At 35.1% G+C, this 19,134-nt stretch carries 20 protein-coding genes and 1 other annotated feature; of the genes, 14 read left to right on the top strand and 6 right to left on the bottom strand.

The window, feature by feature from the left end; translation table 11 throughout:
* Nucleotides 1-12 precede the first annotated feature (12 nt).
* Nucleotides 13-222: a heavy-metal-associated domain-containing protein gene (locus MKY04_RS11560; RefSeq protein WP_126294018.1), complete on the top strand. Its 210-nt coding sequence runs from the start codon at nucleotides 13-15 to the stop codon at nucleotides 220-222.
* 35 nt (nucleotides 223-257) lie between these two features.
* Nucleotides 258-404: a hypothetical protein gene (locus MKY04_RS11555; RefSeq protein ID WP_346234415.1), complete on the top strand. Its 147-nt coding sequence runs from the start codon at nucleotides 258-260 to the stop codon at nucleotides 402-404.
* A 254-nt stretch (nucleotides 405-658) separates the two neighbouring features.
* Here MKY04_RS11555 and modB read toward each other — a convergent pair whose 3' ends face one another.
* Together modB and modA are read right to left on the bottom strand one after the other, a co-directional pair.
* Nucleotides 659-1,339 carry a molybdate ABC transporter permease subunit gene (modB, locus tag MKY04_RS11550; RefSeq protein ID WP_126294017.1) on the bottom strand — a complete coding sequence of 227 codons (681 nt, stop codon included), beginning with the start codon at nucleotides 1,337-1,339 and terminating at the stop codon, nucleotides 659-661.
* Nucleotides 1,320-2,135 (bottom strand): molybdate ABC transporter substrate-binding protein, encoded by an 816-nt coding sequence (modA, locus tag MKY04_RS11545; RefSeq protein WP_126294016.1) that lies wholly within the window; start codon nucleotides 2,133-2,135, stop codon nucleotides 1,320-1,322. The genes modB and modA overlap by 20 nt, the downstream gene beginning before the upstream one ends.
* 449 nt (nucleotides 2,136-2,584) lie before the next feature.
* Between modA and MKY04_RS11540 the strand changes: the two genes are divergently transcribed.
* The 5 genes from MKY04_RS11540 to MKY04_RS11520 all read left to right on the top strand — a co-directional run bounded on the left by MKY04_RS11540 (nucleotide 2,585) and on the right by MKY04_RS11520 (nucleotide 6,459).
* Nucleotides 2,585-3,307 carry a helix-turn-helix transcriptional regulator gene (locus tag MKY04_RS11540; RefSeq protein ID WP_346234414.1) on the top strand — a complete coding sequence of 241 codons (723 nt, stop codon included), beginning with the start codon at nucleotides 2,585-2,587 and terminating at the stop codon, nucleotides 3,305-3,307.
* A 69-nt stretch (nucleotides 3,308-3,376) separates the two neighbouring features.
* The gene (gene istA, locus MKY04_RS11535) at nucleotides 3,377-4,921 is read left to right on the top strand and encodes an IS21 family transposase (RefSeq protein ID WP_221766347.1); all 1,545 of its coding nucleotides are present in this window, start codon (nucleotides 3,377-3,379) and stop codon (nucleotides 4,919-4,921) included.
* Nucleotides 4,921-5,673: an IS21-like element helper ATPase IstB gene (istB, locus tag MKY04_RS11530; RefSeq protein WP_126296391.1), complete on the top strand. Its 753-nt coding sequence runs from the start codon at nucleotides 4,921-4,923 to the stop codon at nucleotides 5,671-5,673. The genes istA and istB overlap by 1 nt, the downstream gene beginning before the upstream one ends.
* A 58-nt stretch (nucleotides 5,674-5,731) precedes the next feature.
* Nucleotides 5,732-5,974, top strand: coding sequence for a substrate-binding domain-containing protein (locus MKY04_RS11525; protein ID WP_346234413.1), 243 nt, complete (start codon nucleotides 5,732-5,734; stop codon nucleotides 5,972-5,974).
* Between the two features lie 254 nt (nucleotides 5,975-6,228).
* Complete coding sequence (locus MKY04_RS11520; RefSeq protein ID WP_126294014.1) at nucleotides 6,229-6,459, top strand: acyl-phosphate glycerol 3-phosphate acyltransferase; 231 nt, start codon at nucleotides 6,229-6,231, stop codon at nucleotides 6,457-6,459.
* A gap of 271 nt (nucleotides 6,460-6,730) precedes the next feature.
* Here MKY04_RS11520 and namA read toward each other — a convergent pair whose 3' ends face one another.
* The gene (gene namA, locus MKY04_RS11515) at nucleotides 6,731-7,744 is read right to left on the bottom strand and encodes an NADPH dehydrogenase NamA (RefSeq protein ID WP_126294013.1); all 1,014 of its coding nucleotides are present in this window, start codon (nucleotides 7,742-7,744) and stop codon (nucleotides 6,731-6,733) included.
* 69 nt (nucleotides 7,745-7,813) lie between these two features.
* On the bottom strand, nucleotides 7,814-8,620 hold the full coding sequence (proC, locus tag MKY04_RS11510; RefSeq protein WP_126294012.1) for a pyrroline-5-carboxylate reductase: 807 nt from the start codon (nucleotides 8,618-8,620) through the stop codon (nucleotides 7,814-7,816).
* Nucleotides 8,621-8,706: 86 nt separating this feature from the next.
* Nucleotides 8,707-8,924, bottom strand: a binding site (T-box leader).
* A gap of 147 nt (nucleotides 8,925-9,071) precedes the next feature.
* On the opposite strand from proC, the gene MKY04_RS11505 reads away from it, so the two are divergent.
* On the top strand, nucleotides 9,072-10,013 hold the full coding sequence (locus MKY04_RS11505) for an MBL fold metallo-hydrolase (RefSeq protein WP_126294011.1): 942 nt from the start codon (nucleotides 9,072-9,074) through the stop codon (nucleotides 10,011-10,013).
* A 90-nt stretch (nucleotides 10,014-10,103) separates the two neighbouring features.
* Here MKY04_RS11505 and hmpA read toward each other — a convergent pair whose 3' ends face one another.
* Nucleotides 10,104-11,276, bottom strand: a complete 1,173-nt coding sequence (hmpA, locus tag MKY04_RS11500) for an NO-inducible flavohemoprotein (protein WP_126294010.1) — start codon at nucleotides 11,274-11,276, stop codon at nucleotides 10,104-10,106.
* Between the two features lie 203 nt (nucleotides 11,277-11,479).
* Here hmpA and MKY04_RS11495 point away from each other — a divergent pair, with 203 nt between their 5' ends.
* The 6 genes from MKY04_RS11495 to MKY04_RS11470 all read left to right on the top strand — a co-directional run bounded on the left by MKY04_RS11495 (nucleotide 11,480) and on the right by MKY04_RS11470 (nucleotide 17,774).
* Nucleotides 11,480-11,917, top strand: a complete 438-nt coding sequence (locus tag MKY04_RS11495) for an RrF2 family transcriptional regulator (protein WP_126294074.1) — start codon at nucleotides 11,480-11,482, stop codon at nucleotides 11,915-11,917.
* An 82-nt stretch (nucleotides 11,918-11,999) separates the two neighbouring features.
* The gene (locus MKY04_RS11490) at nucleotides 12,000-12,749 is read left to right on the top strand and encodes an SDR family NAD(P)-dependent oxidoreductase (RefSeq protein ID WP_126294009.1); all 750 of its coding nucleotides are present in this window, start codon (nucleotides 12,000-12,002) and stop codon (nucleotides 12,747-12,749) included.
* A gap of 251 nt (nucleotides 12,750-13,000) precedes the next feature.
* A complete protein-coding gene (locus MKY04_RS11485) occupies nucleotides 13,001-14,215 on the top strand; it encodes an argininosuccinate synthase (RefSeq protein ID WP_126294008.1) in 1,215 nt (404 codons plus the stop codon).
* A gap of 68 nt (nucleotides 14,216-14,283) precedes the next feature.
* Nucleotides 14,284-15,654 (top strand): argininosuccinate lyase, encoded by a 1,371-nt coding sequence (gene argH, locus MKY04_RS11480; protein WP_126294007.1) that lies wholly within the window; start codon nucleotides 14,284-14,286, stop codon nucleotides 15,652-15,654.
* A gap of 403 nt (nucleotides 15,655-16,057) precedes the next feature.
* On the top strand, nucleotides 16,058-17,272 hold the full coding sequence (locus tag MKY04_RS11475; RefSeq protein ID WP_136292374.1) for an ISL3 family transposase: 1,215 nt from the start codon (nucleotides 16,058-16,060) through the stop codon (nucleotides 17,270-17,272).
* 160 nt (nucleotides 17,273-17,432) lie between these two features.
* Complete coding sequence (locus tag MKY04_RS11470; protein ID WP_246020521.1) at nucleotides 17,433-17,774, top strand: DUF3889 domain-containing protein; 342 nt, start codon at nucleotides 17,433-17,435, stop codon at nucleotides 17,772-17,774.
* A gap of 61 nt (nucleotides 17,775-17,835) precedes the next feature.
* Here the strand turns inward: MKY04_RS11470 and MKY04_RS11465 are convergent, their stop codons facing one another.
* Nucleotides 17,836-19,101 (bottom strand): glutamate-5-semialdehyde dehydrogenase, encoded by a 1,266-nt coding sequence (locus MKY04_RS11465; protein ID WP_346234412.1) that lies wholly within the window; start codon nucleotides 19,099-19,101, stop codon nucleotides 17,836-17,838.
* Nucleotides 19,102-19,134 lie beyond the last annotated feature (33 nt).

Genomic DNA, 19,134 nt, shown 5'->3' with positions numbered 1-19,134 from the left:
AGATCGGGTAAATTGGAAAAAGGAAGCATTAAAATAGAAGGATTAGAAAATGAGGAAGATGTTAATAAAGTCCTTCAAGCACTAGAATCGGTATGGGGAGTTCGCGAAGCAGAAGTAAGTTTGGCAAACAAAACAGCTACCTTTACTTATGATGACAAGGCTGCCTCCCATGTAGACTTTCTTCAGGCTGTTAAAGATATAGGATTTAACGTGATGAATTAGCATATGTCGGAAAGATTATGTTAGGGAGGAGGAGCATGATGAAGGTATGTGAAGTTTGTGGTTATGAAGAAACAGAGGAACTTGAGGGGAATGAACAGAATAAAACAAGAATACTTCATATATGCGAAAACTGTAGAACTGATCGTGATATTCCATATTTTGAACATGAGGAATTACAGTAACCAGCGATAAAAGTAATATAAAGGTGCTTGTAGTTGGATTACAACAAATTGGCTTAACTTCCGTTCTTACTTATATGTGGTGAAATGGATTAATAAAGAAGTTAGAGCCCGCCATAAAATAGAACTTGTATTATACATTCTATTTTATGGCAGGCTTTTTGTTTTTTTAAAAGGAGAGTTTAAAATGGGAAGAAAGCATAAGTAATGAAGTACAACAGTAATACTTTTTAAGAAATATAAACTCACCGATTACATTATTCTTGTTTTACTCGGACTGTCAGCAGCATTAAAAAAGAAATAATGACGATTGAAATGACCCACATCCATGCCATATTCATATTACCAGAATCAATAGCTATATAAATTGCTGTAGGAATCGTTTGTGTTTCTCCAGGAATGTTGCCAGCAAACATTAGGGTGGCACCAAATTCACCTAATGCTCGTGCAAAACTTAAAATACTTCCAGAAATAAGAGCCTTTGAAGCTAGAGGGACCGAAATAAACAAGAAAACCTTCCACTCACTCGCTCCATCTAACCTAGCTGCTTCTTCAATCTCAAGATCGATACCTTGAAAGCCTGATTTTGCAGACTGATACATAAGCGGAAATGCTACAACAATTGATGCAATAACAGCAGCCCACCAAGTGAAAATGATAGGTTGATTAAAAAGCCATTCAATAGCCTGTCCAGCTATACTATTCCTTCCAAAGATGACAATAAGGATAAATCCAACAACTGTAGGAGGGAGAACCATTGGAAGCATAAGAATTGTTTCTAAAATGGCTTTTCCCCTAAAAGATTTTCTAGCAAAAATTCGGCCAATCAATGTTCCAAGCAAGATAACGACAATACCTGATATAGTCGCTATCTTGATCGACAACCAAATTGGGCTCAAAAATTCTTGCATAAAATCTTTATTTAATAGTAAATCCATATTCCTCAAACACCTTTAACGCTTCGTCGCTTTGTAAATACTCATAAAATTCCTTTGCTGCTTCATAATGTTTAGAATCGTGAATGATTCCGACAGGATAAATAATAGGTGTATGGGTTGCAGGGTCTGCAGATGCAACAATTTCTACTTTATTTGAAACCAATGCATCTGTTTTGTACACAATTCCAGCTTCAACATTACCGGTTTCAACATAGGATAATACTTGCCGAACATCCTTTGCATACACTACTTTTGACTCAATATCTTCCCATATATCCTTATTTTCGAGAAATTCCTTGGCGTATTTTCCCGCAGGCACTGTTTCAGGGGTTCCAATTGAAATTTTATCTGTTTCTGTAACAAGATCTTCGAATCCTTTAATGGACTGATTCTCTTTTGGAACAACTAGTACGAGTTCATTTCCAAGAAGATCAATTCCATCTTCTTTTGCTATCGTTCCCTCATCAACGAGTAAATCAAACTTATCTTCTGCAGCTGAGAAAAATAGATCAACCGGCGCTCCTTGAGAAATTTGTTGCTGCAATGAACCAGAACCCCCAAAGTTGAATTGCAACGTAATTTCAGGATGTTCCTCTTCGTATGTATGTTGAATAACATCCATTGCATCTTTTAAACTAGCTGCTGCTGAAATAGTTAATTTCTCATTTTCCTTACTTTCAGACGCTGTTTGTGTTTTATTGTCTGAAGATTGATCTATACTCTCGTTATTAGAACATGCTACCGTAAACAAAAGTAAAAATAAAAAAATGCTGACGAATTTAAAGCGATTTTGCATTTTTTAGCCCCTATCATCCTTAAGTGGATATTATTTATAATTAATTATAACTATTTATATCTTATTATAATTAACTATAAAAATAAATAAGTGAAAAAAATAAAGGGTGAGTTTTGGAAAAAACAACAACTACAACAACATCGTTCATACTTTCTCCATCCATTTAGAATAAGGCATTGTACGGAATCTTCTAAGCCCGCTACAAGATGTAAAAGGGGAGATTTTAGCAGACTTAAAGCCCAACTAAAACAAAAAATCTTTATCTTTAATTTGCTTTGATAATTGTGTTGATTTTAAAAAAATAAATAAGCACAATTAAAATATACATATTGCTGGATAGTATCATTCATAACTATTTATATCTTATTATAATATAATTGGTAGGGATCTAATGAAAAAACAATCTTCCATATTCAATATTCAATTAATAATCTACTAGGAGAGATCGAATGAATAATAACCCATCATATACTATAGAAGAGGTTTCTAAATTACTAAAGATATCTAAATTAACAGTTTATGATTTAATCAAAAAAGAGGATCTAGTCGCTTATAAAGTGGGCAGGCAAATGAGGGTGGACCAACAAGAGCTTGAAAGATATAAATTGAAAAATAGAACTGGGATTGTTCAAGAAGAAAGCGATTCCTCGTGGGAATATAAGGAGTATAATAAAAACCAAGTAGTGATTAGTGGTCAGGACATTGTGTTAGATATTTTAAGCAAATATATTGAAAAACATACATCTCTTATTCCTTTAAGATCATACAATGGCAGCTTGAACAGTCTTATTTCGATGTATAATGGTGAATGTGATGTTGTGAGTGTCCATTTGTATGATGGCGACACAGGTGAATATAATCTCCCCTATGTTAAACGTGTATTAGTGAACCATCCTTTTATACTTATTAATTTAGTTAGTAGAACAGCAGGGATTTATGTAAAAGAAGGAAATCCTCTAAACATAAAAGGGTGGAAGGATTTAGCTCAATCTAAGGTTACAATTGTTAATCGTGAAAAAGGTTCAGGAGCAAGGGTTTTACTAGACGAGCAACTTAGAATAAATGGCATCACTGCAGATTCACTAAAAGGGTATAACAAGGAATTAGCAAGTCACTTTTCCGTAGCTTCAGCTGTATTTGATAAGCTAAAACTGAGCCACCATCGCAGTTGAAAAGTGAGCCACTTTTATATGAAAATAATCCTAACTTCATAGAGTTAGGAGCGTATAGAGGTGATTTCATTGGAAAAGAAACAGAGAGTGCTAATTGCCTTTCATCAAGATGATAAAAGTCAGCGTCAAATTGCGAAGGAGCTTGGTATTTCTCGGAATACTGTAAAAAAATATATTGAAGAGGATCTTGAAAAAAGAAAGCAAGATATTCGAGAACTACCTATTACAGATAACTATGTAACGCCTCCGTCGTATAAGAAACGAAAAGGCAATAAAAGAGCATTAACACCTACGGTGATGAAACGTATCCGAAAAATGTTAAAAGATAATGAGTATAAACGGCAACATCAGATGCACAAGCAACAACTAAAAATGATTGATATTCATGAAAAGTTATTAGATGAAGGTTTTGAAATTAGTTATACCACTGTTAGAAATTTTGTAAATAGTGAGGAGAAACGTCAAAAAGAAGTGTTTATTCGTCAAAAGGCAACTGCTGGTCATGAGATTGAATTTGACTGGGGTGAAGTAAAATTAATCATTGATCAAACATTACGTTCTCTTTCAATGGCGGTCTTTACCCTACCATATAGTAATGAAAGAATTGCATATTTATATGAATCCGAAACAATGGTGTGCGTACAAGATGCTCATGTAAAATGTATTGACTATTTAGGCTTTGTACCAGAAGTTTTTACCTACGATAATATGCGGACAGTTGTAAAGAACTTTATTGGGACTGAACGTGAGATTACCGATGGTATGAAAAATCTATCGATGCATTATCATTTTAAAATACGACTATGTGAACCGAGAAAAGGAAATCAGAAGGGGCATGTAGAGCGAAGTGTAGAATACATCCGCCGGAAAGCATTTGCCCATCGAGATACGTTTACAAGTCTAGAAGAAGCTCAGGCTTATCTAACAGAAATTATCATGAAATTAAACTCTCGTAAGCATTATAAGAAAAACCAAACGCACCATGAATTAATGCTAGAAGAGCGTATAGCTAGGCAAGTAAGCGCAGAAATTATTCCATTTGATGCCTCTGAGTTGTATGAATTTAGAGTGGACAAATATAGCACGATTACTTATAGACAAAATCGTTATTCTGTTCCAGAAGGACATGTTGGAGAATGGGTGAAAGTAAAAGCGAGTGCGGAAAAAATTCTTATTTTTAGTGAAAATGCCTGTATCGCGACACATAAGCGAAGTTGGCAGATCCATCAATGGATTATGGATATTTATCATTACTTACGTACATTTGAAAAGAAAAAAGGTGCATTGGCTCAAAGTGAATGTTTGAGTCAAGCACCAACAAAAATAAAAAAATTATACAAAGATTATTATATTGGAAATGAGCGAGATTTTCTAGAGTTACTTATTTATCTAAAAGAACATAACAATCTAGAAAAAGTCTTAGCAGCGATTGAACAACTCGAAAAGAACCCTATGGTTCAAATAACAACAGAAAAAATTATTTTCATAGCTAGTCAAGGCGAATACATCCATAAAACTGTACATTCCAAAAATGAGGTCACCACCCAATCTCTCGAAAATCTTTCAGCCATAACGGCGTTATTTGAAACGAAAAAGACAGGGGTGCTTCACTAATGGATAAAAGACAAGAAATGATTGAGATGTGCAAGGAACTTCGATTACCAAGCATTCGGGGATTTATTCAAGAAGATGATATGTGGAAACAATATCAGACAGCAGAAGATTTCTTATATCACGCACTAGTGCAAGAAATGGAAGATCGAGAAGTGCGAGCAAAAGCGAATCGCATTCGATCTGCAAATTTCCCTGAAAAGAAACTATTAACTGAATTAGAGTTTGAGAGATTACCGCAAAATGCGGCCTCTCGCCTCCCACATTTAAGGAAATTGGACTTTATTCAAGAAAAACAAAACGTCTTATTAATTGGCTCACCTGGAACAGGTAAAACCCATATAGCAATAGGTTTAGGAATTGAAGCTTGTTTGGCAGGATATAAAGTATTTTTTACAACGGTATCATCTCTAGTAAACCAATTAAAAGAGAGCCGTTCTGAAAGAACGTTACGTTCATTTGAACTGAAGTTTGAAAAATATGATTTAGTAATCATTGATGAATTAGGTTATATCTCCTTTGATAAAGAAGGAGCCGAGTTATTATTTACTCATCTTTCCCTTCGGGCAGGACGAGCATCCACCATCGTTACGAGTAATTTATCATTTGATCGATGGGAAGAAATATTTCATGATCCAGTTTTAACAGCAGCTTTAACGGACCGACTAACACATCGAGCATATATGGTAGACATGGTAGGACCATCTTATCGAATATTAGACACAAAGGAATGGTTGGAAAATAGTCAGGTTTAAGTGGCTCAGTTTTTAATTAATAAATGGCTCAATTTTTACTTGCGAAATACATTCAGCTGTGGCGAGTGGACAAGCTGATGCAGGTGTAGGGATTGAAAATGTCGCTAAAATGGTTAATGTCGATTTTATACCAATGATCAAGGAGCAATATGATTTAGTTATTTTAAAGACAAAGGAAAACCAAGAATTGCACAAAGTAATTATAGAATCTATAAATTCTAATGAGTTTCGTTCTGAACTAGAACAATTAAATGGATATGATCTAAGTTTTACTGGAAAAGTGATCTATAAATCATTTTAAGTAAAATTCAATAGTAATATATAATGATTAAAGCCAAATTTCTTACTTACATTAGCATGAAATTTGGTATTTTTATTGAAAATATCTAAGACGTTGAAAACCATATGTTCCTAATAGTACTCCTAAATACTTTATATATAAGTTATATTATTCTAACTAAAATTGAAAATATTCCACTTAAAGCAGAAATATGAAGAAAAATATAGAATTATTGTGTAGTTTTGTTGTATGATCAATTGGGGGAGGGGACTACAATGAATCAAACGAGAATAAGTCCTGCTGTTTTGCGTTTGCTTGTTATTTTTCCAAATGTGTTAAGCTATATATTGCTCATTGGGATAATCATTTTTATTGCTACGAATTATGAAGGTTTAAAAGCAGCAAATGCCTTAAATCTTTGGCTAATAATTGCTGCAGTTCTTGGTCCAATGGCTTTTTATACAACCTATTCCATTGTTAAAAGAATACGAGCAGGAGTTTTATAAAAATATTTCTGCCTAAAACATGGGATGTAAAACGAATTGATGCACTGAATGGCTTAAACTAGAGGCTTCCCAAAACTTTATACTAATTCAAATATAAAAACGCGTGTGCATATCTCTACAATGCACACGCGTTTTAACGCGAAAAAAAGAGAAAAGTGTAAGAAAAAGAAACATAAAATAGGAAAAATTACTCTTTTCGACAACGTAAAATAGTAAAAAATGACATTTACTAGGAAATATTTTGTTTTAAAAAGAATATTTCAACAAATTCTTACCATCCGCGTTTGTAGGAATCGTTTGGAGCTTCAATTGCTGCATCTAATTGCTGGGCTGCTCGATATGGGAAATAAGGGTCTCGTAGTAATTCACGAGCGATAAAGATTAAATCCGCTTTATTTTGTTGTAATATTTGCTCTGCTTCTTCACCAGAAGTAATGAGGCCAACAGCACCTGTTGCTACCTCTGCACCGTGTTTAATTGTTTCTGAAAATGGTACTTGATAAAGAGGGAAAGACTCGACTGGCACAGGGACATTCCCGCCTGAACTAACGTCGATTAAATCAACCTCCTGCGATTTCATCCAACGAGCAAATTGAATAAAATCTTCAGGGGTTAAACCACCTTCAGCATATTCATTTGCTGTAATTCGGACAAATAATGGACCTTGCCATTTAGCACGAATAGCATCAAGAATTTCCCGAAGAAAACGGTAGCGGTTTTCAGGTGCACCACCATATTCATCTGTCCGCTTGTTTGTAAGAGGTGATAAGAATTCGTTAATTAGGTAACCGTGAGCAGCGTGAATTTCAATGACATCAAACCCAGCTTTTGATACACGAACTGCAGCATTCGCAAATGCTTCCACAACTTTCGAAATATCCTCTTTTGTCATTTCAATAGGTGTCTTATACGTATCATTAAATGCAATTGCTGAAGGTGCATAAATGTCGCCATTAACTGTTGATTTTCTTCCAGCATGTGAAATTTGAATACCTGCTTTTGCACCATAAGCTTTTATATTGCTCACTATCTTTGATAAGCCTTCAATGTGTTCGTCGCTCCAAATTCCAAGATCGTTTTCACTAATACGTCCTTCTGGAATAACTCCTGTAGATTCCAAAATAATAAGTCCTACTTGACCAACAGCTCTTGAAGTGTAATGTGTTATATGGAAATCTGTTACGAATCCATCATTTTTAGCTTGGTACATACACATTGGTGACATAACAATACGATTTTTTAGTTCTACATTACGTATTGAGTATGGTTCAAAAAGTTTTGCCATGACAGTCTACTCCTTCGAATTTCTTATTTTGAAGTAAATTATTACTGTTTGCCAAAATTCACGGCATCGTTATTCACCTTTAGCTAGTTCTCTGGATCTTGCTTCTGCACTTTTAATACAAGCAAAAACGGCTTCATTAAAGCGGTTATTTTCTAGTGCAAGTATACCAGCTTCAGTAGTTCCACCTGGACTCGTTACTTTTTTACGTAGTGCAGTAGGCTCCTCTTTTACAGATTGAAGCATTGCAGCTGAACCTGCAATTGTTTGGACCATCAGTTTTCGAACTGTTTCCTTGGTCAAGCCAAATTCAGTCCCGACTGATTCCCAAGCCTCCAGCAAATAATATAGATAAGCAGGACCGCTGCCGGAAAGGGCAGTGACAGCATGTAATTTATCTTCTTCTACTTCTATAACAATGCCAATTGCTTCTAGCATTTGCAAGTAAAGTGTTTTTTCGATATCCGTTACTTGAGAATTAAATGCGATGCCGCTTGCTGACATACCGATAGTTGCAGAAGTATTTGGCATTACACGTGCAATTGGCCTGTTTCCCAAACCATTTTCAATTGTATCGATGGCAATTCCTGCAGCAACAGATAAAATTGCTGCATCGGGAGAAATATAAGGCCGAATTGTTTCCATTGCTTCTTTTACATCCTTTGGCTTCATAGCAAGTATAATTAAGTCCATGTTAAAAATGTCTTCTATCATTTCTAAAATGTTTACTTTGTATTGAGATTTTAGAAATTGAAGTCTATCAGCATTAGAACGATTTGTTACGTATAAATGGTCAGCTGGTATTACTTCCTGCTGTATCCATCCTTGAATTAAAGCCTCTGCCATTGAACCAGCACCAACAAATAAAATTTTCTGCATGTAAAATCGCCTCCGTTTAAATGATGTTATGTAATAAGTTGAACATTATCTAAGGACGAATAAAAAAGCGCCTTCCATCCTTACTTTATAAGGACGAAAAGCGCTTGTTCGTTTCCGCGGTACCACCTTAGTTTGCCATTAATTTAGCACAACTCTAGTTCTCATTATCGCTGAGATGACGGTCATGTTTTCATGACTGCTCCGAAGTAGGTTCAATGAATAAATTGGGCTATGCTACTCGCACCAAGGTGTAGCACTCTCTTTAACCATATATCCATTTACTTGGCTTCATCAACGCATATTTACAATTTCGAATTATCAAAATTATATGCACACTTTTAAAATATGTCAACTTTGCTACGTGACGAATTACAAAAAAAGCGATAAAATGAGTGAATAGCTATTCATTATCGGAGAATAAGTTTTTTTCATAGTTTGAGGGGGATTTTTAGTGAATATACATAAAATTGTTTTACCAACACCATATCCAATAGGGGACGTAAATGCTTTTTTAGTAAAAGGCGATACATTGACTCTTTTCGATGCTGGTCCTAAAACACAGGAAGCCTACGAAGCATTAAAATGGGGTATTAATGAAGCTGGTTATAATATGAAAGATATCGAGCAGGTTGTTCTAACACATCATCATCCAGACCACGCAGGGTGGGTAGATGCATTCCCAAATGCTGATATTCTTGGACATGAATATGTTGATCACTGGATGCGTAAAACTGAAGAGTTTATTACATACCGAAATAATTTTTATCATAAGCAACTGAAGTTGCAAGCAGTTCCAGAAAAGTATATTGAAAAAATTGTACAAGTACGTGGAGAAATGGAGTTGTTTGGTACGACGCCATTAACAGCATTTATTAATGATGGAGATGAAGTGCCAGGACATCCTGGACTAAAAGCTGTTTATACTCCAGGTCATGCACAAAGCCATTTAATATTTTTAGATCAATCTACAAATGAAGCAATCGGTGGGGATTTATTACTAGAGAATGTGGCGTCCAACCCTCTAGTAGAGCCTCCAGTCGATTTATCTGAAACTCGTCCAAAATCACTAATCCAATATCAGGATTCTTTAAAGATTTTACATGATTTACATGTTTCTAAAATATATACTGGTCATGGAAATGAAATTGAAGACATTGATCGATTAATAACAATTCGTCTAGAAAAGGATAGGCTTCGAGCTCTGCAAGTATTAGAAATTTTAAACAAGCCAAAGTCAGTGCTTGAGGTAACAATGGAATTATATGCCTCAGTATATCAAAAGCAGCTAGGTTTAACACTATCAAAAACATTAGGGCAGCTAGACTGCTTAGAAAGAGATGGATTTGTAACCCATGAGATTGTGGATGGTATAAATATTTATTCACGTATATAAACAAATTCCCCGAGCAAAGGAAAGGTAAGCCTTTGCTTGGGGGTAATTTTTAGTGATAGAAATGATTAAGGTTTTTGTGTCACTTTTCGTTTAGTTTGCGTTCGCTAATGCTTCTAAAGACATTGCTGGTCCGAAGAATTCGAAGTGAATGTTATCACCTGGTACTCCTAAATCTCTTGCAATTGAGATAACTGTTTCCATAAATGGTGCAGGACCACAGATATAAACCTCTGTGTTTTCCTTTATATAAGGCGCTAAATCTTCTTTTGTGATGTATCCTTCAGTATCGGAATATTTAACAAAGTATGAACCATTTAATTGTTCAAGTTTCTTTTGAATCTGTTCTTTAAATGCAACCGCTTTCTCGTTGCGTGCAGCTTGAACAAATGCAACTTGTCGGCCAAACTCCATCGTTTGAAGCATCGTGTTTAAAGGTGTTACACCAATCCCTCCGCTCACAAATAGAACAGGGTTGCTGTTTTCCTCAAGAGTAAATAAACCTGCAGGTGCACTTACATCAATTAAATCACCCTCATTTACATCTGTGTGAAGGTAGTTTGATACAACACCATTTGGGTCACAGTCAATTTCACGTTTAACTGAAATCCGGAATTCATTATTATTTGATGGTTGTGATAATGTGTAGTGACGGTTAGAAGTATATTCGTCTCCAGTTACCGTTACACGCACTGTAATATATTGACCAGGATTGAACTCTGGCAATTTCGATCCATCTTCAGGTACTAAGTAGAAAGAAGTAACTAAGTCGTTTTCTTTAACTTTTCTCGCTACCTTGAAAGGTTTAAATAATCTCCAGCCACCGTCTTTTTCAGCTTCTTTATATAGATCCTCTTCCACTGAAATAAATACATCTGCTATTACACCATAAGCTTCTGCCCATGCGTTAATGATATCATCAGTAGCAGCATCTCCTAATACTTCTTTTATTGCACCTAGTAAATTTTCTCCAACGATTGGGTAATGTTCAGGTAAAATACCAAGACCACGGTGTTTATGAGCAATTTGCATTACTGCAGGCACAATAGCTTGTAGATTGTCAATGTGTGCTGCTGCTGCATATACAGTATTAGCTAAAGCAGTTTGTTGACGGCCACGAGCTTGGTTAGCGCGGTTAAAATAATTTAGAAGTTCTGGGTGTTTTTCAAACATGTTTTTGTAAAAAGTTTTTGTAATTGTAACGCCATGTTGCTCTAATACAGGAACTGTTGATTTAATAATGTCGATTGTTTTTTGTGATAACATATTGTTCACGTCCTTTCAAAAGTCACTATACTCCCGGTTAATAATAAAAGCAATATTTGAAATATATGTTTAACAAATCAGACACAAATGCAGTATTTAAAATACTTCTTTTTTAATACTTGAATTTTGAAAAATTCGAATCAGATTGTAAAAATCATGCAAAAAAAATGGTATAATTATTTATGAAAGTGTGGTGTATGATATTGCGTTTAACTTTATATACAGATTATTCATTGCGTGTATTATTGTATCTTGGTGTTAAAGGTAAAGACCGTTTATCGACTATACAAGAAATTGCAGATAATTATCATATATCGAAGAATCATTTAATGAAGGTCACATATGATTTAGGTCAACTAGGATTAATCGAAACAATTCGAGGACGTGGAGGTGGAATTCGTCTAAATGTGAATCCTGAAGATATTAATATTGGACAGGTTGTTCGACATACAGAAGAAGATTTCCATCTAGTTGAATGTTTTGATGAAGCGAACAATATGTGTAAAATTTCACCTGTTTGTCAGTTGAAATTTGCATTAAATGAGGCTTTGACCGCATATTTACAAGTGTTAGATCGATATACATTGGCTGATTTCCTTTTATCAAAAGATGAAATGTATAAACTTCTAGGTATCGATTAAGATTAGGGTATAGAATTTATCTATACTCTTTTTTAAATTACCCACTTATATTTTGGAAGTGTGAAGGAGAATATACATAGCAATGAATAAAAAAAATATTTTTATAACAGGAGCAACGAGTGGTATAGGACGGATAATTACAGAAAAATGTATAAAGCAAGGATTTGCAGTCTATGCTACTGGACGTAATGAGACCGCACTTGCTCAACTTTCAAGCCTAGGTGTACATGTTTTTAAAGCCGATATAACAAATGTAGAGGAAATTGATAAACTATGTAATCAACTTCCTTCTATTAATATCGCCATTTTAAATGCAGGGGTAGGGGTGTTTCAAAACGCTTTTGATTTAGCAGATGGCGAAATTGATGAAATGATTGATGTAAATGTAAAAGCACCAATTTATTTAGCAAGCCGGCTCTCAAAAAATATGATCGAACAAAATTTTGGCCATATTATTTTTATAGGATCTCAAGCGGGGAAAGTTGCAACGAAGAAAGCAAGTGTATATGCTGCCTCGAAACATGCAATTACTGGTTTTGCCAATGGCTTACGTATGGAATTAAAACCTTATAATATCAAGGTGTCAGTAGTATATCCGGGTCCTATTGATACACCATTTTTACAAAAAGCCGATTCAACCGATAATTATAGAAACTCTATTGAAAAATTCTTATTAAAACCGGAAAAAGTAGCAGATGAAGTTATTAAGTTGATGAATAGGCCTGTTCGAGAGGTAAATTTGCCCCGAGTAATGGCAATTACAAGCAAGCTTTATGCAATTGCACCAAAGTTCGTTGAACAGATTGGAAGAGGTTTTTTTAATAAAAAATAAATAGACGTCGTTTACTAGGCAGTTAAAATTTATAAACTGCAAGTCATTTATTTGAATAGTTTCTTTACAGTTTTCCGCAAAGGGGAAGTACTTAAATAATCTTTTAAGGCTTCCCCTTTTTACTTATTTTAAAAGTCTAAAATTTTATAAAAATACACTTGTATTTATTTTTATTCCATGTTACTATTCGTGTATAAAGTTTTAATGTTATGTATAAAAATACATACCGGAGTATCGGAGGCGGATTTTCAATGGCAAATAAAAAAGTAGTTTTAGCTTATTCAGGTGGTCTAGATACATCTGTTGCAATTCCTTGGTTAAAAGAGCAAGGTTGGGATGTTATCGCTGTTTGCTTAGACGTTGGTGAAGGTAAAGACCTTGAATTCATTAAAAATAAAGCACTTCAAGTTGGTGCGATCGAATCATATATGGTAGATGCAAAAGACGAATTCGCTGAAGAATATGCACTTATTTCTCTACAGGCGCATACTTGGTACGAACAAAAATACCCGTTAGTATCAGCATTATCTCGTCCATTAATTTCTAAAAAATTAGTTGAAATTGCAAACCAAACTGGTGCAGATGCAGTAGCTCATGGTTGTACTGGAAAAGGGAACGACCAAGTTCGTTTCGAAGTTTCAATTAAAGCATTAAATCCTGACTTAGAAGTTTTAGCTCCTGTTCGCGAATGGGGATGGAGCCGTGATGAAGAAATAGAATATGCTCAAAAACATGGTGTACCTGTTCCTGCAACAATTGATTCTCCATTCTCTATCGATCAAAACCTTTGGGGGCGTGCAAATGAAGCAGGTGTAATGGAAGATCCATGGGTAGCACCACCAGAAGAAGCTTATGGTTTAACAGTATCAATTGAAAATGCGCCTGATACACCAGAATTCATTGAAATTGAATTTGTAGAAGGAAAACCAGTAGCATTAAACGGTCAGGAAATGAAACTTGCCGATTTGATTCAAGAACTAAATAAAGTTGCGGGAGCTCATGGTGTTGGTCGCATCGATCATGTTGAGAACCGTTTAGTTGGTATTAAATCTCGTGAAGTATATGAAATTCCAGGAGCAAAAGTCCTCTTAACTGCTCATAAGGAATTAGAAGATATTACGCTTGTAAAAGAGATGGCTCACTTCAAGCCTGTTATTGAGAAAAAACTTTCTGAAATCATCTATGATGGTCTTTGGTTTAATCCAATTCGTCCAGCATTAGAGGCATTCTTAAAAGAAACTCAAAAATATGTAAATGGTACAGTTCGTGTGAAATTATTTAAAGGTCATGCAATTGTTGAAGGGCGTAAATCGCCAAACTCTTTATATAGTGAAAAACTTGCTACGTATTCTAAAGCTGATCAATTCAACCACGCATCGGCAGTAGGCTTTATTGAATTATGGGGTCTACCTACAGTAGTAGCAGCAGAAGTAAATACAAAGAAACCCGCTACAGTAGAAAAATAATTCGAAGATATTACTAAGCTGAAATAATGATTGACTATAGCAGCTTAAAATAAGGTTAGGTGTGTAACATGACGAAATTATGGGGTGGACGTTTTCAAAAATCGGCTGAAAATTGGGTTGATGAATTTGGAGCATCCATTGGTTTTGACCAGCAGTTAGTATTGGAAGATATTGAAGGTAGTGTTGCACACGTAACAATGCTGGGCCATCAAGGAATATTGGATTCTAAGGATGTAGAACAAATTCTAGGCGGCTTGCATGAGTTAAAATCGAAAGCAGAGGCTGGAGAACTCGAGTTTAGTGTTGCAAACGAAGATATTCATTTAAATATAGAAAAAATGTTAACGGATCTAATCGGTCCAGTAGGAGGAAAGCTTCATACTGGACGCAGCCGCAACGATCAGGTTGCAACTGACATGCATTTATTCTTAAAAAAACGTGTAGTTGAAGTAGTTGGGTTAATTGAAACTTTCCAAAAAACAATTTTGGATAAAGCGGAGCAACATGTTGAAACAATTGCGCCAGGTTACACTCATCTGCAACGTGCTCAACCAATTAGTTTTGCACATCATTTAATGGCATACTTCTGGATGTTAGAACGCGACAAGGAACGTTTTAATGAATCAATGAAACGTATTGATATTTTACCATTAGGTGCTGGTGCAATGGCAGGTACAACTTTCCCAATCGACCGTGAAAAATCTGCTGAACTGCTTGGTTTTAGTAAAGTGTATGCAAATTCAATGGATGCTGTAAGTGATCGTGATTTTATCGTAGAATTTTTATCGAATTCATCATTATTAATGACACATTTATCACGATTTGCAGAAGAAATTATCATTTGGTCTACAGATGAATTTAAATTTATTGAATTAGATGATGCATTTTCTACTGGATCATCGATAATGCCTCAAAAGAAAAATCCTGATATGGCAGAACTAATTCGCGGCAAGACTGGTCGCGTTTATGGGAACCTAATAGGGTTGTTAACGGTTCTGAAGGGAACACCATTAACTTATAACAAAGATATGCAGGAAGATAAAGAAGGAATGTTCGATACAGTTCATACGATTATCGGTGCATTGAAAATCTTTGAGGGTATGATTCGTACAATGACTGTTAACACGGAAAGACTTCATTCAGCAGTTCATAGCGATTTTTCAAACGCAACTGAACTCGCAGACTATTTGGCAACAAAAGGTATGCCATTCCGTGAAGCGCATGAAGTTACAGGAAAGCTAGTCTTTACATGTATTCAAAAAGGAATCTATTTATTAGATTTACCGATTGAAGATATGAAAAAAGAAAGTAATCTGATTGAAGAAGATGTCTATGACGTATTGAAGCCTGAAGCTGCAGTTCGTCGCCGTCATTCTTTAGGGGGCACAGGCTTTGATCAAGTTCGTTTGCAACTTGAAAAGGCAAAAGCTTGTCTATAAGAAAGCGGGAGCGCCCTTAAAGGACTGGTGGGTACTGTATCCAGACATAATTGAAAATTTTTAAATTTACTTTAATTTTGCTATGCAAACCTTTAAGGATTTGTTATAGATGCAACTATTAATGCTGTACAGCGATACACAATAGTTAGCAGGCTTTTATCCACAAGCCAGAGGGTGACTGGTTAAAAGATCAACTTTATAAGGAACGATTCGCCTTATGCGTGTGTCGTAAACATATAAAGTTACATAAACCGTCTCGGGGTCGCGAGGCGGTTTTTTTGTTATTATTTTTGGGCTCTATAATATTTGTTGGGGTTTGAAAAAATTTCATAAATAAAAAAGCACGTAATCACCGATTTCTATATACTTGAATTGTCGAGAAACAAGCAATGAAAGGTGATACGTGCAAATGAATTTTAACATGAATATTCCAGGATTAAAAGGTGTAACTGTTCATAAGGTGGAGGAGATGGGGGAACGTATTGTTCTACACGTTTCCATACCAAAAAAAGAACATCAATGTCCGGCATGCAAGAATATAACATCAAAAGTCCATGATTATCGAATTCAAAAAATTAATCATTTAAAATGGTTTGAACGATTAACCGTCCTTTTTTATAAACGTCGTCGTTATGTATGCCAATGTGGGAAACGTTTTTCAGAAAAATCCCCTTTCGTGGATAAATATCAACGTTTCTCGAAAGAATGGAATCAAGTTGTACGAATCCGTTCAATAAAGGCAAAAACATTTAAAGAAGCAGCTGAAGTACTTGGTACATCAAGCTCAACAGTGATTCGTCGCTTTAAAGAAGTAGTAAAGGAACAATTAAATGAAGGGGTTCATTTACCAAAATGTATCGCGATTGATGAATATAAAGCAGATACCGATGCGGGAACTTATCAATTAATTATTGCCAATGCGGAAACACATGAACCAATTGATATTTTACCAAATCGTAGAAAAGAAACCATTAAGGATTACTTGATGAAATACGGTGCAGATGTAGAAATTGTGGTTATGGACATGAATCCAAGCTTTAAAGCAGCAGTTAGGAAGGCGTTAAATCGCCCGATTATTATTGCGGATCGCTTTCATTATTGTCGTTATATTTACTGGGCACTAGATGAAGTACGTCGAAATGTTCAAAAAGAATGGCATGCATATGATCGAAAGAAATGTAAGAAAATGCGTCATGTACTATATAAACGATTTGATAAGTTAACAGAAACGAATCGTTGGTACTTAAATCGTTACATAGGAATGTCGAAGGAACTAAAGCAAGCCTATGAATTAAAAGAAGCTTACTGCGAATGGTTTGATTGGGCAAAAACTTCAAATGATTTGATAGAAATAAAAAAAAGATTAGAAGCCTTTTACCGAAAGGTAGAAAAAGCAAATATTCCGGCATTTTTAAAGGCCATTCAAACGCTAAAAAATTGGCAAGTTGAAATTTTAAATAGTTTAAGTTTTGGATATTCAAATGGTTTTTTAGAAGGAATTAATAATAAATCAAAAGTTTTGAAGCGCAATGCTTATGGTTTTAGAAGCTATGAACACTTTAAAGCGAAAATTTTATTAAATAATTTATCTAAGAAAATTGGGATTCATTTAGGATAATCGGGGTGCCGTGTAATATCACTTCACCCCAACATTTGACATAGAACCTATTTTTGTTGAACATTAGCTTAAGTAACATTGTTAATTAAAACATAAAGACAAAAACGAATATCCTTCTCAAAACAGAAAAGACTAACAAAAAGAGGAGGCTTGATATCATTTGAAAGTTGCAGTATCGGTCATGTTAATTTTAAGTACAATTGTGATCGGAAAAATTTTAACTGTACCTGCAAATAATGAGGCAAGTGCGCAAGAAATTGCTCCGGCTTATGCAAAATGGGGAAAACTTGCAATGCAAAAGATCATGGAAAAATATCCAAGAGCAGATGTCGTTGATTATCTTCATATGGGACGAGAAGCAGGAGCTGTTACATCTATTGAAAAATTTAAGTTTTGGTTAAGAACAAAAGATAAGCGGGAGTTTGGTGTTTTTGTTGATATCACCTTTAACAACCAGACAGAGGAAGTAGTTGACATAAAATATACAGTAACAGATAAATAAAGATACCAGGTACATTTCCAATTCCGAATAATTCGGATTGCTTTTGTACCTGGTACATATCTTAAGCTCGTATTTGTCCGTTGCCATAAATAAAGAATTTTGAGGAGGTTAAAGCAGGTAAGCCCATTGGACCGCGAGCATGCAACTTTTGAGTACTTATCCCAATTTCGGCCCCATAGCCATATTCAAAGCCATCTGTAAAACGGGTTGAGGCATTATGATAAACTGCTGCTGCATCTACGCTTGATAAGAAAGTTTTAGCAGCTATTAAGTCCTCAGTTATAATTGCTTCCGAATGTTTTGTACCATATTTATTAATATGTTCAATGGCTTCATACACATTCTCAACAACTTTTACACTCAATGTTAAGCTTAAATATTCAGTAGCATAATCTTCCTCAGTAGCTAATGTTGCACTTGCTAATACTTTACAAGTCGCTTCATCTCCAATTATTTCAATTCCAGAACAATCAAGTTCATGCAGCAATTTATTTCCGTGTTTTTCGAACCATTCTCGCTGAATTAATAAGCTCTCAGCTGCGTTGCAAACAGAAGGGCGTTGTGTTTTAGCATTTATAATAATCTTTAACGCCATCTCAAAATCTGCAGTTGTATCCACATAAATATGGCAGTTGCCTGCACCGGTTTCAAGTACTGGGACAGAAGATTCACGAACGACTAAATCTATTAACGCTTTCCCTCCACGAGGAATTAATACATCTAAATATTCATTTAAATGAAACAGTTCTTTTGCAGTTTCATGGTTTGTATCCTCAATAAGTTGAACGGCATCAATAGGAAGCCCCGTTTTATGAAGTGCACGATGAATTGTATCAATAAGAACTTTATTTGAATATTGTGCCGAGGAGCTGCCGCGCAAAATAACCGAATTACCAGTTTTTAAGCTTAGAGTTGCCGCATCAACTGTTACATTTGGCCGCGCTTCATAAATCATGCCAATTACGCCAATAGGAACCCGTCTTTTTTCGATTAGTAGACCATTTTCTTTAGTGGTTGATTCAAGCAGCTCACCAACTGGATCATTTAAAGCAACAAGTTCATGGATTGCATCCGCCATTGCTTTAATACGAGATTCATTTAGCATAATACGATCAAGTGTGGAATCTGGTAAACCTTTTTCTTTTCCAGCAACTAAATCCTTTTTATTTTCTTCAATAATGTTATCTTGATCTAATAGCAATTGTTCTGCAATTTTAATTAAGGCAGCATTTTTTTCATTCGTTGTTTTTAAATTCATAATATGGCTTGCTTCTTTAGCTAATCTCCCTTTTTGTCTAACTTCACTTTCAGTCGTCACTTTCATCATGCTGATTCCTCCTTAATATTTATTTAAAAATTT

This window comes from Lysinibacillus telephonicus (assembly GCF_039654155.1).
Lineage (GTDB): Bacteria > Bacillota > Bacilli > Bacillales_A > Planococcaceae > Ureibacillus > Ureibacillus telephonicus.
This window is presented reverse-complemented; position numbering and strand designations above follow the sequence as displayed.